General features: G+C 68.9%; 14 protein-coding genes and 1 tRNA gene. 7 read left to right on the top strand and 8 right to left on the bottom strand.

From position 1 onward, the window contains the following. Positions 1–248: 248 nt before the first annotated feature. Positions 249–4,322, top strand: a complete 4,074-nt coding sequence (locus NE358_RS11870) for a LamG-like jellyroll fold domain-containing protein (RefSeq protein WP_289938774.1) — start codon at positions 249–251, stop codon at positions 4,320–4,322. Positions 4,323–4,469: 147 nt separating this feature from the next. Further along, positions 4,470–4,835: a DUF5684 domain-containing protein gene (locus NE358_RS11865; RefSeq protein WP_103206145.1), complete on the top strand. Its 366-nt coding sequence runs from the start codon at positions 4,470–4,472 to the stop codon at positions 4,833–4,835. A gap of 392 nt (positions 4,836–5,227) precedes the next feature. Here NE358_RS11865 and NE358_RS11860 read toward each other — a convergent pair whose 3' ends face one another. The 4 genes from NE358_RS11860 to NE358_RS11845 form a co-directional block, all read right to left on the bottom strand. Next, on the bottom strand, positions 5,228–5,653 hold the full coding sequence (locus NE358_RS11860; protein WP_289938768.1) for a hypothetical protein: 426 nt from the start codon (positions 5,651–5,653) through the stop codon (positions 5,228–5,230). A gap of 167 nt (positions 5,654–5,820) precedes the next feature. Further along, positions 5,821–5,896: transfer RNA gene (locus NE358_RS11855), tRNA-Lys, on the bottom strand. A 39-nt stretch (positions 5,897–5,935) separates the two neighbouring features. After that, entirely contained in the window at positions 5,936–6,952 is a 1,017-nt protein-coding gene (locus tag NE358_RS11850) for a FecCD family ABC transporter permease (RefSeq protein WP_289938765.1), read from the bottom strand. Next, the gene (locus NE358_RS11845) at positions 6,949–8,001 is read right to left on the bottom strand and encodes a FecCD family ABC transporter permease (protein WP_258027838.1); all 1,053 of its coding nucleotides are present in this window, start codon (positions 7,999–8,001) and stop codon (positions 6,949–6,951) included. The genes NE358_RS11850 and NE358_RS11845 overlap by 4 nt, the downstream gene beginning before the upstream one ends. A 23-nt stretch (positions 8,002–8,024) precedes the next feature. Between NE358_RS11845 and NE358_RS11840 the strand changes: the two genes are divergently transcribed. After that, positions 8,025–9,074: an iron-siderophore ABC transporter substrate-binding protein gene (locus tag NE358_RS11840; protein ID WP_289938762.1), complete on the top strand. Its 1,050-nt coding sequence runs from the start codon at positions 8,025–8,027 to the stop codon at positions 9,072–9,074. Between the two features lie 117 nt (positions 9,075–9,191). On the opposite strand, the gene NE358_RS11835 is transcribed toward NE358_RS11840, so the two are convergent. Continuing rightward, positions 9,192–9,863, bottom strand: a complete 672-nt coding sequence (locus NE358_RS11835) for a fasciclin domain-containing protein (RefSeq protein ID WP_116239103.1) — start codon at positions 9,861–9,863, stop codon at positions 9,192–9,194. 330 nt (positions 9,864–10,193) lie between these two features. Here NE358_RS11835 and sigK point away from each other — a divergent pair, with 330 nt between their 5' ends. The 4 genes from sigK (at position 10,194) to NE358_RS11815 (ending at position 13,382) form a co-directional block, all read left to right on the top strand. Beyond that, entirely contained in the window at positions 10,194–10,784 is a 591-nt protein-coding gene (gene sigK, locus NE358_RS11830; RefSeq protein ID WP_103206152.1) for an ECF RNA polymerase sigma factor SigK, read from the top strand. After that, positions 10,781–11,596, top strand: coding sequence for an anti-sigma factor (locus NE358_RS11825; protein WP_116239102.1), 816 nt, complete (start codon positions 10,781–10,783; stop codon positions 11,594–11,596). The genes sigK and NE358_RS11825 overlap by 4 nt, the downstream gene beginning before the upstream one ends. A 74-nt stretch (positions 11,597–11,670) precedes the next feature. After that, positions 11,671–12,309, top strand: a complete 639-nt coding sequence (locus NE358_RS11820; RefSeq protein ID WP_141376094.1) for a DNA-directed RNA polymerase subunit beta — start codon at positions 11,671–11,673, stop codon at positions 12,307–12,309. A gap of 188 nt (positions 12,310–12,497) precedes the next feature. Next, positions 12,498–13,382 carry an aminodeoxychorismate lyase gene (locus NE358_RS11815; protein ID WP_141376092.1) on the top strand — a complete coding sequence of 295 codons (885 nt, stop codon included), beginning with the start codon at positions 12,498–12,500 and terminating at the stop codon, positions 13,380–13,382. A 55-nt stretch (positions 13,383–13,437) separates the two neighbouring features. Here NE358_RS11815 and pstB read toward each other — a convergent pair whose 3' ends face one another. Genes pstB through pstC form a run of 3 tightly spaced genes read right to left on the bottom strand, consistent with a single transcriptional unit; the run spans position 13,438 to position 16,337 of the window. Next, the gene (pstB, locus tag NE358_RS11810) at positions 13,438–14,217 is read right to left on the bottom strand and encodes a phosphate ABC transporter ATP-binding protein PstB (protein WP_103206156.1); all 780 of its coding nucleotides are present in this window, start codon (positions 14,215–14,217) and stop codon (positions 13,438–13,440) included. A gap of 18 nt (positions 14,218–14,235) precedes the next feature. Continuing rightward, positions 14,236–15,324 (bottom strand): phosphate ABC transporter permease PstA, encoded by a 1,089-nt coding sequence (gene pstA / locus NE358_RS11805; RefSeq protein WP_289938751.1) that lies wholly within the window; start codon positions 15,322–15,324, stop codon positions 14,236–14,238. Continuing rightward, entirely contained in the window at positions 15,321–16,337 is a 1,017-nt protein-coding gene (gene pstC / locus NE358_RS11800) for a phosphate ABC transporter permease subunit PstC (protein ID WP_103206158.1), read from the bottom strand. The genes pstA and pstC overlap by 4 nt, the downstream gene beginning before the upstream one ends. Positions 16,338–16,447 lie beyond the last annotated feature (110 nt).

Raw genomic sequence — 16,447 nt, 5'->3', positions numbered from 1 at the left:
TGCGGTTTCCGGCCTGGGTCGCGACCGACACTAAACAATGCGGAGCGGAAGGCGCAAGCAGAATGTGAACCTTCACTTGTGACCGCATTGTTTCTTGACCTCTCCGCGTGGCACTTGTAGCTTGCTCGTGAGTGTGAGCGCTAACAAGCGCCGACTCGGAAGAGCAGCAGGGTTGCCGGTCTTTCGTTCTCGGCGACGGGCGCCGCATCGCCTGCCCGTCCCCGCACCGAACGGAGCGTCCTGCCCCCATGCGCGTCCATCGTCTTCTCGCCGCCGGCGCCGTCGCCGCGGTCGCCGCGTCGACGTTCGTCACGACCCCCGCGGCTCTCGCCGCGAACGTGCCCGAACCCGGCCTGCACTACACCTTCGACACTCTCAGCGGAACTCTCGGCGCCGGCGCCGCGATTCCCGACACCGGCACCCGCTCGCCTCGGACCGACGGATCCGTCGTGAACGGCGGCATCACGATCGTCCCCGGGGTCACGGGAGCCTCGAGCGACAAGGCCATCCGCCTGTCGGGCGGCCGCAACGACGCCGACGCGGTCGCGTCGTACGTGTCGCTGCCGAACGACATCGTCGCCTCCACCGACGCCGCGCTGACCGTCAGCCTCTGGACGAAGTGGGAGGGTGCCGCCGACGGCGCGTGTCAGCTCGCGTTCGGGCTCGGCCGCTCGACGACGAAGAACGTCCTGGCTTCGACGAGCTGCAACGGCACCTACGGGGCGGTGTCGGACGGCTCGGGGGAGCGTCGCGTCGGGAACGGCGGAGCCGCCCTCCCGGTGGGGCAGTGGGCCAACGTCACCCTCGTCTTCCAGCCGGGTCAGCGCCTGAGCTACTACGTCAACGGTCAGCTCGACGGGGCGGATGCCGACCTCACCGGCATCACGCAGACCATCGACGCCGCACTCGGTCAGAACGGCGTCGGCGGCTACCTCGGGCGCTCCTTCTGGGACGACCCCTTCTACGTCGGAGCGATCGACGACGTCCGCATCTGGAACAGCGCGCTGTCGGCCGACGACATCCGCAGCGTCGGAGCGGACGGATACCGCGCCGTCCTGGCATCGGACTCCGTGTCGCTCGGCGACACCTCGAGCGTCGACCGGGATCTGCAGCTTCCGGCCACCACGGCGGCCGGCTCCTCGATCTCGTGGGCGACGAGCGACGCCGACGTGGTGGCCGCCGACGGCACCGTCACGCGTCCCTCCGCCAGCGCCGGAGACGCGACGGTCCAGCTGACGCCGACCTTCACCCTCGGCGGCCAGACGCGCGTCGCCCCGGCCATCGCGGTGACGGTGCGCGCTCTCTCCGCGACGGAACAGGACGAGGCCGTCCGCCAGGTCGCCGACGCCCTGCCCTCGCAGGCCGGGCTCTCCGGCGACGTGCGCGGTTCGATCACCCTTCCCGACACGGGCGCAGATCTGAAGCGCACGTTCTCGTCGTCGCAGGCCGGCGACGTCGAGATCTCGTGGTCGTCGTCCGACACCGCGGTCATCACCGACAGCGACTCGGGCGTCTCGCCCGACGTCGTGGCGAAGGGCCGCGTCACGCGCGGCGCCGCCGACACGGCGGTGACGCTCACCGCGAGCCTCCGCCTCGGGGCGGCAACCCGCACCGTCGAGCTCCCCGTCACCGTTCTCGCCGCGTCCGAGCACACACGCGAAGACGACGAGGCGTACATGTTCGTGTACTTCCGCGACAACACGATCGACGGTGAGAAGATCCGCTTCGCCGTCTCCGAGGGAAACGACGCGCTCAACTGGCGCACGCTGAACAACGCCAATCCCGTCCTCGAATCCACCCAGGGCGACATGGGCCTGCGCGATCCGTTCGTGCTGCGCTCGAAAGAGGGCGACCGGTTCTTCCTCATCGCCACCGACCTGTCGGCCGCGCGCAAAGGCTTCCCGACCGACAACGGCAGCCGCTACCTCGAGATCTGGGAGTCGACCGACCTCGTCAATTGGGGCGAACAGCGTCACATCGAGGTCTCACCTCCCAGCGCGGGCATGACGTGGGCGCCCGAAGCGCACTACGACCCCACCATCGACGCCTACGTCGTGTACTGGTCGTCGCGCCTCTTCCTCGACGACGCGCACACGCAGGAAGACGGCAACGGTCCGCAAATTCTCATGGCCACGACGCGCGACTTCGTGACCTTCACTCCCGCCGTCCCGTACATCAAGTCGGGTGACATCGAGGGGCTGCGCAAGACCAACGCGGGCCTGATCGACACGACGATCATGGAGCGCGACGGCACCTACTACCGCTTCACGAAGGGCACCGAGCAGACCGCCTGCCGCCCCGACATCGTGGCCGAGAAGGGCACCGACCTTCGGGCGCCCTCGACCTCGGGGGAGTGGACCAAGTTCGACACGTGCCTCTCGGCCAACGCGGGACTTCCCGAGACCGAAGGGCCCTCGGCCTTCCGATCCAACCCCGGCGACATCAACGGCGACCGCAACTACGTCCTCGTCGACTGGTACGGCGGCGGCGGCTACATCCCGCTCTACACGGACTCGCTCGAAGAGGGGAAGGTCGATTGGAAGGTTCCCGCGAAGTACTCGCTGCCGCCCTCCCCGCGTCACGGCGTCGCTTTCGGCATCACCCGCGAGGAGCGCGACCGCCTCATCGCGAGGTACAACCCCGAGCAGCTCGTGACCTCGGTCGAACCGCTGTCGTACCAGGTGGCCCCGGGCACCAGCTCGGTGGCGTTGCCCGCGACGGTGAAGGCCGGCCGGTCCGCCGGTGCGATCGACGTCGGCGTCGCCTGGGAGCAGCAGGACCTCTCTGCCCTGAAAGCCCCCGGTGACAGCGTGCAGATCCGTGGAGCGCTGAACGACGGCTCCGTGACCCCCGCGATCGCCACCGTGACCGCGGGGGGTGGCTCGGTGGCATCCACCTCTCTCTCGATCGGCTACGACTCGCGCGCCCTCGCCGTCGGAGCGAGCACCTCGCTCGCCGCTGCGGTGGCGCCCGCGAACGCCGACCAGAGGGTGACCTGGACTTCGAGCGCCCCCGCGGTGGCCTCGGTCGACGGATCGGGGAAGGTGACCGCCGTGTCGGCCGGCACCTCGACCATCACGGCCACGACGACCGACGGTCGCACGGCGACGCTGACACTGACCGTGGTGACGGCCGAGGCCGACCTGCTGCTGCGTTACAGCTTCGACGGACTGGATGCCACGACCGACGGCTCCCGTGTGACCGACGTCTCGGGGCGCGGGCACGACGCGACGATCCGCGGCACGGGTGCCACGACCGCGGCAGGCGCACGGGATGCGGCCGGGGATTCCGCCCTGTCGTTCCCGGGCGGCCGATCGGGCTCGAACGCGGCCTACGCGACGATCGCGGGAGACGTGGTGCCCGACCGCACGCGTGATCTCACGGTGTCGACGTGGATGAAGTGGGATGGCGGCGCCCCCTGCGAGTGGCCATTGTCGCTCGGCTCGAGCACGACCAACTACCTCTTCACCAGCGCTGACTGCGGGGGCGTGGCCGCCGCGATCAAGTCGGGCTTCACCGAGAACAAGTCGGGCGCGGCGGCCCTGCCCACCGGCACGTGGGCACAGGTGACCCTGGTGCTCACGGGCAAGAAGACCCTCGCCACGTACGTCAACGGCGCGAAGGTCGCCGAGATCGCCACGATCTTCGACGCCTCCGATCTCGAGGCATCCGGCGGGATCGGCGGCCTACTGGCCAAGTCGCAGTACGGGCAGGACAGCCTGTACGGAGGCGACCTCGACGAGGTGCGGGTCTACGGACGGGCGCTGGATGCCACCGAGGTCGGCACCCTGTTCACGAAGGGAACCCTGGTGACCGAGGTGACTCCTTCGCCGGAGCCGTCTCCCGACCCGTCGACCTCGCCGGACCCGTCGGTCTCTCCCTCGCCGAGCGCCTCCGCGCCCGGCCAGCCTGCGGCATCGCAGAGCCCGTCCGCGGGCCCGACGGCAACGGCGAGCTCGACGCGCGTCGAGCAGGGTGGGTCGTTCACGGTCTCGGTGACGGGGCTCGCGGCGGGCGAGCAGATCAGCGCAGTACTCAACAGCCAGCCGCTGACGATCACCGGCATCCCGGCCGCGGACGCTCGTGGCGCGGTCACGTTCCGCGTCACGGTTCCGGCCGACTTCGCGACCGGCGCGCACACGTTGGTCATCACGCAGGCCGACGGCTCCACCCTCTCGCGCCTCGGCGTGCAGGTGGTCGCAGCGGGAACCCTCGCCCGTACCGGCGCTGAGCTGCCCTGGGGCCTCGGCCTGGGCGCGTTCGCGCTGATCGCGGCGGGTGCGGGGCTGGTGGTGCTGCGGCGTCGGTCGCGGGTGAGCTGATCGCTGGTCGTGGGCCCCGTCATTCGGGCGGGGCCCACGACCGCTGAGGCTGTATCGGTGCGTGTGCCTCCGCCACCGCGGGGGGAGCTTCGTCCCTAGACTCACGCCATGCTTACTTTTCTCGAGGCCGCGCCTCTTCTTGCGAACATGCAAACCACGGATAACTCCGGATCGACCGTCGGCGGTGCAATCGGCGGTGTCATCGGGTACATCCTGTTCGTCGCTGCGGTCTGGCCACTCTTGAGAAAAGCCGGGCAACCCGCATGGGTGGCGCTGATTCCCGTCGTCGCCGCGTTTTTCATCGTCCGCGCCGCGGGTCTGTCCGCGTGGTGGACGCTGCTCTACCTCATCCCCATCGTCAACATCGTCTTCGCCGTCATCGTCGCCCTACGACTGGGGCGAGCATTCGGCCACGGCGCTCTCTTCTCGATTTTCCTGCTCTGGCTGTTCCCGCTGATCGGATACTTCATCCTCAGCTACTCTCGCGACACCCATAATTCCGCCCGCATCTGAGATCGCCCCACACACTTCGCGACGAGTTCGAATGCGGGCACCTGAAGGAGCTGACCCTGTGATACCTGCGCCCGCTCGAGCGCGGCGTAGAGATCGAGTTCTCCACCTCAGCACCGTTCCGAGTGTCTCTCGCATCCACGTTCTCCTGCCCGAACAAGCGGGGGATGCAACGTGGAACGCCTTCGACGACACGACGGCCAGCGTCCGCGAATGGACACGCTGGGGCATTGCCGTACCCGTTCAGGAGGCCTACGACGCTCAGGCCCAATCCGGGTCAGTGGACGATCAAGGAACAATCAGGCTGCACATGCCATAACGGTCGGTGCGGGGCTGATGCTGCGGCGTTGGTCGCGGGTGAACTGACTACCTCCCTGAGAGACCCTCTGTGGGAGCTAGCGCGGCGTCCATTGCCACCATCGCGAGTGATGCTCGCCTTCGTCGACGTGGAATTCTCTTCCGCAGATGGTGCACTCGCACTCGTAGGTCACCGGCCACCCCGAACGATCCTGAGTGAGCATTCTCACGTGACCGCGTTCCTCTTCCCTCGTCGGGTCGAAGGCGAGGAGACGCCGGTAGTCGTCGCACCAGCACTTCCATGCGCGGTAGTTCTGCACTTTGTCGAGGGCGTGGACCAGGGCGTCTCTGTTCGAGAAGATCATCCCGCCGAGTTCGATGTTCGCCGTAGCCCGTTCGATGGCGGGAAGCGCGGGACGGAGATGCTCCAGGACGTTCTTGTCCCGCGTCCCGATGATGTCCCACGAGGCCTGCCAGATGCGCTGCGGGTCGCCGGAGAGAAAGTCGGCGAGGGGGTCGGCCATCTCGTCAGACTATGGCGGCGAGCACCCGGTGGGGGAATCCCCCCCTCGTGCCCGTCGGCGTTCTGAGATCTCGACGACAACCGCCCCAAGGAACGGGGGCGGGGATGCGACTCCTGAGGCAGGAGCACTCGTGCATCGCTCTAGGCGAGTTTCGAGTGTCGCTGACGTGGTGGGCCCCGTGGGGCTCGAACCCACGACCCGCGGATTAAAAGTCCGATGCTCTACCGACTGAGCTAGAGGCCCTCGACGACCAGCCTACCGGCCTCGCGGGGGCGCTCGTGTTCACCTCCGTCGGCGCGACACGATCCAGAAGAGATACGCGCCGCCGACGACGGCGGTCAGCAGCCCCACCGGGATCTGCAGCGGAGCCAGGGCTCGCTGGGCGATCACGTCGGCGACCAGCAGCACGGCCGCGCCGGTGACCGCGGAGCCGACGAGGGGGATCCCGCTCGTTCCCATCGTGCGTCGGGCGAGTTGGGGTGCCGCGAGGGCGATGAAGCCGATGGGGCCGGCGACGGCCGTCGCGCTGCCCGTCAGTAGCGCGGCGACGACGATCAGCAGCACGCGTATGCGGCCGGTGCGCACCCCGAGGGCCACCGCGGTGTCGTTGCCCAACTCGAGAGCGCGAAAATCGCGGTACACGGCCACGAGAACGAGCGACAGGATGCCGATCGACGCGAACAACAGCGCGACGTCGTCGAACGACGTCGCCGCCAGGCTCCCGTGCAGCCATTGCGTCGCATTGCGCGCGATTTCGAGGGGAGCGCGAGTGAGCAGATAGTCGTTGACCGCCGAGAGCAGGGTCGACAGGGCGATTCCCGCGAGGATGGTCCGCTCCCGAGAGACGCCGACGCTCCGGGCGATGGCCATGACCACGACGACCGTGAGCAGCCCGCCCATCCACGCACCCGCCGCGGGAGAGGCTGCCGGAGCGAGGAGTGTGAGGCCCACGAGGGCTCCCGTGGCGGAGCCGGCGCTGAATCCGATGATGTCGGGGCTTGCGAGCGGGTTGCGGGCGAGGGTCTGGAACACGGCGCCGGCCAGTCCCAGGGCCGCGCCGATTGCGAGCGCGGCGAGCACCCGCGGTACCCGCAGCCCCACGACCACGACGGTGGAACGTTCGTCGCCCTCTCCCGTGAGGGCGGATGCCACCTGCCCCAGCGTCGCGTGGAAAGAGCCCGTCGTAAGTCCGACTACTGCGGCGACCGCGGCCACGACCAGCGTCGCGACGAGGACCAGGGCGTACCGGCGACGCCTCCGTGATCGAGCGGGCGTGCGCAGGGGCGTTCCCAGGCTCACGGCGTCTTCGTCCTTCGCAGGATGAGCCACAACAACAGCGGGGCACCGAGGAAGGCGGCAACGATCCCCGCCTCGACCTCGCCGGGAAGAGCGATGACACGGCCGAGCACATCGCTCGCGAGGGTGAGAGCGGCGCCCGTGACGGCCGCGAGGGGGAGCGAGATGCGCACCGAACTGCCGACCGCCCCGCGCACGGCGTGCGCCACGAGCAGCCCGATGAAGGCGAGGGGCCCGGCGGCCGAGGTCGCGGCGGCGCACAGCAGGGTGATCGCGGCGCCGGCGCCGAGCGTAATGAGCGCAGGAGAGACGCCGAGTGAGCGGGCCAGGTCGCTTCCGAGCTGCAGCTGATCGAGGCCGCGTGAGACGAGAAGGGCCAGCACGACGCCCGCCACCGCGAACGGGAGGAGCTGCGCGGCCACGTCGGGATCGCGACGCTCGAACGACCCGACCGCCCAGAAGCGGAACGACTCGAAGGTGTCATCGTCGACCAGCGTGACGATCCGGACCACGGCGCCGAGACAGGCGCTGAGCGCGACGCCCGCGAGAATCAGGCCGATCGCGTCGTCACGGCGGTCCCCGCGTGCCGCCGCGTGGACGAGCAAGGACGCTCCGGCCGCACCGGCGAACGCGAACCAGACGTATCCACTCGCCGTCGCGACGCCGAAGAACGCGATGGCGACGACCACCCCGAGAGCGGCCCCCGCGTTCACACCGAGCAGGCCCGGGTCGGCGAGAGGGTTTCGCGTGGCGGCCCGCATGAGCACTCCCGCGACGCCGAGGCAGGCCCCGGCGAAGATCGCGGTGAGCGTGCGGGGCAGGCGCAGCTCGTGGACGATGACCCCCGCGGCATCCCGTCGATCGGTGAACAGGGCGCTGAGCACGTCGCCGGGTGCGAGTGCTCGTGAGCCCACGGCGAGGCTCGCGACGATCAGAAGGGCCAGGATGCCGCCGACGGAGAGGACGAGGACGAGAGCCCGCACAGGAAGAGAACGCCGATGTCGCCCCGGAGAAGCCACGCCCGGGACGGTGGGCGAGTGGACATCGAGCACGTAGGTAAGGTTAACCTAACCGCGTGACTGTCCTTCGTTTCCCGTCCGCTCCCTCCCGTTTTCGTCCCCGACGCGTGCTCGCCACGGGACTCGTCGCCACCGTCTTGGTGCTCGCCGGGTGCTCCGGCGTCGCAGCGGGACCCGCCACCGTCGACGCCGAGTCCGGCTCCACCGGTCAGTGGATCGTCGCGCGCGACCTCGACCCGGGGATGGGCTCGCCCGAGGCCGACGGCGTCTTCCCCCGAGAGGTGGCCCACTACGCGGGAACGACGAAGATCGCGGCCAAGCCCCAGCGCATCGCCGTCGTCTCCACGGGGCAGCTTGACGCTCTTCTCTCGCTCGACCAGGTACCCGTCGCCGCAACCCGCGCCGAGAACAGCGGTCTGGTGCCGCAGTATCTGCGCGACGCGCTGCCCGACAAGGCGGCGGCGCTCGATGCCATGGCCGATATCGGCGAACGCACCGAGCCCGACCTCGAGGCGATCGCGCAGGCCGCCCCCGACCTCATCCTGATCAATTCGACCAGGGGCGCGCAGCTCTACGACGCTCTCTCCGCCATCGCACCGACCGTGGTGACCAAAGGCAACGGCGTCAATTGGAAGAGCGACTTCCTCCTCATCGCCGACGCTCTCGGGGAGGAGGGTGCCGCGCGCGGAGTGCTGGACGGCCTGCAGGATGAGAGCGCTGCCTTCGCCCAGACGCACCCGGCCGGGAAGCCTACGGTCTCGTTCCTGCAATCGACCGGTGACCGCACCCGCATCATGGGACTGCCGTCGTTCGCGGGAGGTATCGCCGAGGATCTCGGCCTGGGGCGCCCGGCGTCGCAGCAGTTCGACGAGACGTCGCAAGAGATCAGTGCCGAGCAGATCGACCTGGCCGACGCGGACCGCGTCTACTACGGCGGAACCGGGAAGGGGCGGAGCTTCATCGAGAGTGCCCCGCTGTGGCCGACCCTCGGCGCGGTGGCGGACAAGCGAACGGTCACCGTCGACTTCGACCCGTGGTTCATGAACGCCGGGCCGATCGCGGCGCGTCTCGTCCAGGAGGAGATCATCCGGACCGTCGGGGACTGAGGAACCCCGCAGACACGAAAGCGAGCGCCGGACCCCCTCGCCTGGGGTCCGGCGCTCGCCGTCAGGATCGGTCGATCATCGACCGTTCGGAAACGCGGGTGACCGCGCGTCCGGGAATTACATGGTGGGGGGCATCAGCACCGAGTCGATGAGGTAAACGGTGGCGTTGGCCGTCTGGACGCCACCGCAGATGACGTTGGTCGAGCCGTTGACGGTGATCGCGTCACCCGAGCCGGCGACGGTGACGTCCTGGCCCTCGACCGTGGCGTGCGTGCCATCGATCTCGCTGGGGGTGAGCTGGCCGGGGATCACGTGGTACGTGAGGATCTTGGTCAGCGTGGCGGAGTCGGTCTTGAGTCCGTCGATGGTCGCGGCCGGGATCTTGGCGAACGCGTCGTCGACCGGGGCGAAGACGGTGAACTCGGAGCCGTTCAGCGTGTCGACGAGGTTCACGTCGGGGTTCAGCTGGCCGCTGACGGCCGCGGTGAGCGTCTTCAGCAGCGGGTTGTTCGAGGCGGCGGTGGCCACCGGGTCGGCGGCCATGCCGGCGACCGAACCCGAGCCCGAGGGAACGGCGGCGGCGTAGTCGGCGCAGCCGGGGCCCACGAGGTTGGCGGCGGGGTCCATCGCGCTGGACGACATCGACGGCGATGCCGACATCGAGGGCATCGAGCTCTCGTCGGTGGTCGAGCCGCCCGAGGTGGTGCCACCCGAACATGCGGTGAGGGCGAAAGCCGAGCCCAGAACGAGGGCGAGACCAGCGATAACGGGCTTCTTGTTGGTGAGCATGACATTCCTCCGAAATCATCCGGATCGCGTCTGCGACCCGTTTGGGACACCCCGGTGCGAGGGGCGGTTCGCCGTGGAGCGGCTTACACAGGGTCTTCGAGACCCCCTCGGGATCGGATTGCGAAATGTTGCGGATCCGGGGGTCTGGCGGCATCCATGAGTCGAAAAATACCAGATGAGAGGCGTGTAAATATTCTCCAGAATGTTTTTCGACGTGCACCGCTGTCGGGGTCGGGGCTCGGGTCTGCCAGATAACGGTTTGCTTTATCTACGCCGCCACGCGCGCGCACACGCGTGGGGGCGCGTGAGAGGTAAGCAATGATGGATGCCATGGTGATCGACGGCTTCGACCTTCCCGACGACGGGGTGGAGAACGCCGACCATGTGGGCGGACTCCTGCTGCGCGTGGCCGATGGCGACCGGACGGCTTTCGCAGAGCTGTACGACGCGCTGTCCGCTCGCGCCTTCGGCCTGATCCTGCGTGTGCTCGTCGACCGCTCGCAGAGCGAGGAAGTGCTCCAGGAAGTCTTTCTCGAGATCTGGCAATCCGCTGGGCGCTTCACTCCGAACAGAGGACAGGGAAGATCGTGGGTTCTCACGATCGCTCATCGTCGAGCGGTGGATCGCGTGCGGTCATCGCAGTCGAGTGTCGATCGAGACGTGCGTGCGGGCTTCCGGGATATGGATGTCGCCTACGACGCCGTGTCCGAGAAAGTCGAACTGAAGATGGAAGGGCGGCGCGTCGTCGATGCACTGGCGGCGCTCCCCGACGCCCAGAAGGAAGCACTCACGCTCGCCTATTTCGGCGGATACAGCCAAAGTGAGATCGCGACCCTGGTCGGGGCACCGCTCGGCACGATCAAGACACGAATGCGCGACGGACTGTCGCGCTTGAGAACGGAGATGGGGGTGGACAAGTGAACGAGAGGGATTTCGCCGACCTCGCCGTCGGACACGCGCTCAATGCGCTCTCCGAGGCAGATGAACGCGCGTACCAGGAGGCTTTGGCGGGCAACCCGCACTGGGGCCACCATGTACGCGGTGCCGCTGATGCTGTCGCCGCGATCAGCGCTTCTGTCGAGCCTGTCGAGCCCCCGCCGTCCGTCCGGGCCTCGCTGTTCGCGCGCATCTCCGAGCTGCCGCAGGAGTCAGCCGTCGCGTCCACTTCTGAGTCTTTCCCGCCCGGCGACGACGAGGACTTCGCCGCTGCGGGTGCTGCGCCCGTCGAGCCCGAGCGGGAGACCGTCTCCGTCGGTCCGTCCTCGGCGTCCGGCTGGGGCCCCCGTCGGTGGTTCACCCTGGCCGCATCGCTCGCGGCGGTGTTGATCCTGGGCTTCGGCGCCGTCACGGTGAGCCAGCTCGTCTCGCCGCCGTCGTCGGTCGTCGCGCTCCGTCAGATCGAAGACGCCCCCGACGCGCAGTCGGCGTCGACCACTCTGCCCGACGGCACGGTGGCGACCGCGCACTGGTCGCCCTCGACGGGGCAGAGCGTCCTCGTCACCGACGGGATGCCGGCCCTCGCCGCCGACAAGACGTACGAGCTGTGGTTCGTCCGCGGTGACACCCCGATCGCGGCCGGCACGTTCGAGCCCGATGAGGCGGGCAGGGCCACCGCCGTGTTGAAGGGCGAGATGCACGCGGGCGATGTCATCGCCGTGACGATCGAACCCGCCGGCGGATCGCCTGACGGTACTCCGAGCACCGCCCCCGTCGTCGCCGTCGCCACGGCGTGATCGTTCGCTTCCTGCGGCCGCGCGCGTCCGTGCGGGCGGCCGCAGCGAGCAGACCGACGCTCTAGCCTGGATGAATGAGCGATTCCCCCCGCGAGTTCCACAAGCCGGTCCGGCGTCCCGCCGAGCTGTTCGACCGCCTCTTCGCCGCGGAAGACCCGGCCGAGGTGTCGCGGGTCGCGCACAGCACGGCGCAGGCGCTCTTGTCGCGCGTGCGGGCCGACCCGAGCATCGACGTGGTCGAGCGTCTCGTCGCCTTCACCGACGACCACGGCATCGACGACATCGCCGAGCTGTGGTCGCGCTCGCCTGCCCGATCGCTGCCCGGGGCGCTCTGGCGTCTCTACCTGCTGCAGCTGATGATCCACGACGACGCGGCGACGGCCGCTCTGCTGTACGAACGCGGGCGCGTGGAGATCGCGACGGTGGATGCCGTGGTCGCCGGCGCTCCCGCCCCCGCAGGCCCCGAAGAACTCGTGCGGTTGATCGACACCATTCTGCGCGGCCTCTTCGAGGGGGACTTCGCCGTGGCCCTCGACCGCGCGGCGGCGTTCTGCCGTGTGCAGGCGGCGGGGTCGACGCACCTCGCCGATGATTACGAGAACACCGAATCGGAGCGGGCGTCCGCGCTGACGACGCGGGCCCTGCGCCTGGCGACCTACGCGGAAGACCTCTCGGCATCCGCTGCTCTCTGGCGCCGCGACGCGCTGACCTGAGCGGGAAAGAGAAGTGCCGGACCGCAGAACGCCTCTCGGCGCATGGCCGCTCATAGCGGCAGAAGATGGAGCCCGGGGTTACTGCGGCCCGGCTGAAGAAGTGTAACAAGACCCGCCCGCGGACATTCCCTTCCGCGGCCCCGTTGACAAGGCCCGGGCGTGTCGGCCCGGCGGCGTAGGCTCGCCTCATGGCTTGGCGCTTCGCTCTCGTGATCGACCCCGTGGCATCCGACGAGGAACGCAGCGACTACGCCGACACCCTGCGAGAGATCGATCCCGACGGCCCCGCCCTGGGGGTGGGCGAGCTGAGCGCGCAGCGCGGTGACGGGATCTTCGAGAGCCTCGGCGTCGTCGACGGGCACGTTCAGGAGATCGAACCCCACCTTGCGCGTCTGGTCCACTCGGCCGCGCTCTGCGACCTGCCCGCGCCGAATCTCGGGCAGTGGCGCGTCGCGATCGAGCGCGCAGCTCGTGCCGCGGGCGAGGGCGAGAACGTCATGAAACTGCTCCTCAGCCGCGGCGTCGAGCACGGGCCCGCACCGACCGCGTGGATCACCCTCGCCGACGCTCCCGACAACAGCCGCGGACGCACCGAGGGGGTCGGCGTCGCGACCCTCGACCGCGGCTACGCCCTCGACGTGCCGGCTCGCGCTCCCTGGCTCCTGCTCGGCGCGAAGACGCTCTCATACGCGGTCAACATGGCCGCCATCCGCGAGGCCAAGAGCCGCGGGGCCGACGACGCCGTTTTCGTCACGAGCGACGGGTATCTGCTCGAGGCGCCCACGGCATCCGTCGTCCTGCGTTTCGGTGATCGCTTCGTCACGCCGGAGCCGCAGGCCGGGATCCTGCACGGGACGACGCAGCTCAGCTTGTTCGCCTTTCTCGAGGGTCGCGGCTTCGCCACGTCGTACGAGACCGTTCCCGCCGGGGATCTTTCGAGAGCGGATGCCGCGTGGCTCCTGTCGAGCGTCCGGCTCGCGGCCCCGATCCGCTCCGTCGACGGCGCCGACGTGCCGGTGGACCGCGCGTTCACCGACGAGCTGAACGCGTACCTGCTCAGCCCTCGCGACTGAGGCTCGGAGAAACGACGAAGGCCCCGCCGGAGCGGGGCCTTCGCGCGGTGGCTGCTTATCCGAAGCGACCGGAGACGTAGTCCTCGGTGGCCTGGACGCTGGGGGCCGTGAAGATCGAGGCGGTGTCGTTGTACTCGATGAGCTTGCCGGGCTTGCCGGTGCCCGCGATGTTGAAGAAGGCCGTCTTGTCGCTGACGCGCGAGGCCTGCTGCATGTTGTGCGTCACGATCACGATCGTGTACTCGCTCTTCAATTCGCCGATGAGCTCCTCGATCGCGAAGGTCGAGATCGGGTCGAGGGCCGAGCAGGGCTCGTCCATCAGCAGCACGTCCGGCGAGACCGCGATCGCGCGCGCGATGCACAGGCGCTGCTGCTGACCGCCCGAGAGGCCGCCGCCGGGCTTGTCGAGGCGGTCCTTCACCTCGTTCCAGAGGTTCGCGCCGCGCAGCGACTTCTCGACGAGGGCGTCGGCGTCGCTCTTGGCCATCCGCTTGTCGTTCAGCTTCGCGCCGGCCAGCACGTTCTCGCGGATCGACATCGTCGGGAACGGGTTCGGACGCTGGAACACCATGCCCACGTGTCGACGGACGAGCACGGGGTCGACGCCGGGGCCGTAGAGGTCGTCGCCGTCGATGAGGACGCGGCCCTCGACACGACCGCCGGGAATGACCTCGTGCATGCGGTTGAGGGTGCGCAGGAACGTGGACTTGCCGCAGCCCGAGGGGCCGATGAACGCGGTGACCGAGCGCGGCTCGATGTCGATCGAGACGCCCTCGACCGCGAGGAAGTCGCTGTAGTAGACGTTGAGGTCCTGGACCTCGATGCTCTTGGACACGAGTGTGCCTTTCTGGGCTCAGCGCGCCTTGGGCGCGAACACCGCCGCCACGATACGGGCGATCAGGTTGAAGATGACGACGAGGACGACGAGAAGGAAGGCGGCACCCCAGGCGTTCGCCTGCGAGGCATCGATGTCCTGCCCGGGGAAGCTGTACGCGGTGTACGCCATGACCGGGAGGGTCTGCATGGGACCCTCGAAGGGGTTGGCGTTGAAGTTGTCGGTGAAGCTCGCGGCGATGAAGATCGGTGCGGTCTCACCCACGACGCGGGCGACGGCCAGCACGACGCCGGTGATGATGCCCGAGGCCGCCGTCCGCAGCACGACCTTGATGATCGTGGCCGAGCGCGGCACGCCCAGGGCGAGGGAGGCCTCGCGCAGGTCGGCCGGGACCAGACGCAGCATCTCCTCGGTCGAGCGGATGACGATGGGGATCATCAGCACGCACAGGGCGATGGATGCCGAGAAGCCGCTGAACGCCTTCGGACCGACGACCAGGCTGAACAGCGAGAAGGCGAACAGACCCGCGACGATCGAGGGGATGCCGGTCATCACGTCGACGAGGAAGGTGATCGCGCGGCGCAGCGGGTTGTTCGGCTGCGCGTACTCGACGAGGTAGACCGCGGCGAGCACACCGATCGGCACCGAGATGAGAGCCGCGATCCCCGTGATGATGAGCGTGCCCGTGATGGCCTGCCAGGCGCCCGCGGTGGCGACCACCTCGAGCGTGTCGGGGTTGAACGCGGTGCCGCCCACCTGCGTGACGAAGTTCCAGTTGACCACCGCGAGGCCCTTCGACACCACGGTCCACAGGGTCGAGATGAGCGGGGCGACAGCGAGCAGGAACGCCACCGTCACGAGACCGCGTACGACACGATCCACGGCCTTGCGGCGGTTCTCGACGATCGAGGAGCCGACCCCGATGGCGATCAGGTAGAGCACCGCCGAGAGCACGAGCCACGCCGCGAGGTTGAAGCCCCCGAGGAGGAACTGGATTCCGGCCACGACGACCGCGACACCCAGCAGAAGGGCGGGTTCGATGAAGCGGGGGAGCTGGCCGCTGGTCAGCGCCAGGGGAGCGGAGGACGAGGGGGCCGTGACGGTCATGAGCGCTTGCCCTTCTTGCGACCCTTCGCACCGGGGCCGGTCGCCCCGATGATGTAGCGGGCGAGCATGTTCACCGCGAGCGACACCACGAACAGCATGAGACCGGTTCCGATGAGCGCGGATCGCTGCAGGTCGGTGGCGATCGGGAAGTTCAGCGCGATGTTGGCCGCGATGGTCTGCGAGTTGTAGCCGTCGGTGAGCAGGAGCACCGAGTAGATGAGGCTGGGCGACACGATGAGCGCGATGGCCATCGTCTCGCCGAGGGCGCGGCCGAGGCCCAGCAGCGTGGCCGAGACCATTCCGCTGCGGGCGTAGGGGAACACCGCGAGGCGGATCATCTCCCAGCGCGTGGCGCCGAGGGCGAGGGCGGCCTCTTCGTGCAGACGGGGGGTCTGCAGGAAGATCTCGCGCGTGATCGAGGTGACGATCGGGAGGATCATCACGGCGAGCACGACGCCACCGGTGAACATGGTCGAGCCGGTGGTCGAGACGGGACCCTGGAAGAGCGGGATCCAGCCGAGGTACTGGTTGAGGAACTCGCCGACCGGCACGAGCAGCGGGCGCATGACGATGATGCCCCACAGGCCGAACACGATCGAGGGGACCGCGGCCAGAAGGTCGACGATGTAGCCGAGGAAGCCGGCGATGCGCCGGGGCGCGTAGTGCGAGATGAACAGCGCGATGCCGATGGCGACGGGAGTTCCGATCACCATGGCGATGAGCGCGGCCCAGATGCTGCCGAAGAGCAGCGGACCGACGTACTCCCAGAAGTTCGTCCAGCTCCCGTTCTGGTACCCGGCGAGATCGCCCTCGGTCCAGTTGCCGGTGATGGCGGGGATGCCGCGGATGATCAGGAAGATCGCCACGCCGGCGAGGATGATCATGATCGACACGGCGGCCGTCGTCGACAGCCCCAGGAAGACGGAGTCTCCCACGCGGCGCTTGCCGACGATGGACGTCCGCGGGGGAGGGGAAGACGGGGCGGTCTCGGTGTCTGCGACGGTGTCAGTCACGGGGAATCTCACGCTCGGCACGGGTCATGGGTTCTCCTCGATCGGGTATCTCTGAGGATGTCGGCTCAGCGGAGCGTTCGACGAGTCGACCGCTCCGATCAGCCCGGCCC

The sequence above is a fragment of the Sphingomonas sp. G5 genome, assembly GCF_052660795.1.
This window is presented reverse-complemented; position numbering and strand designations above follow the sequence as displayed.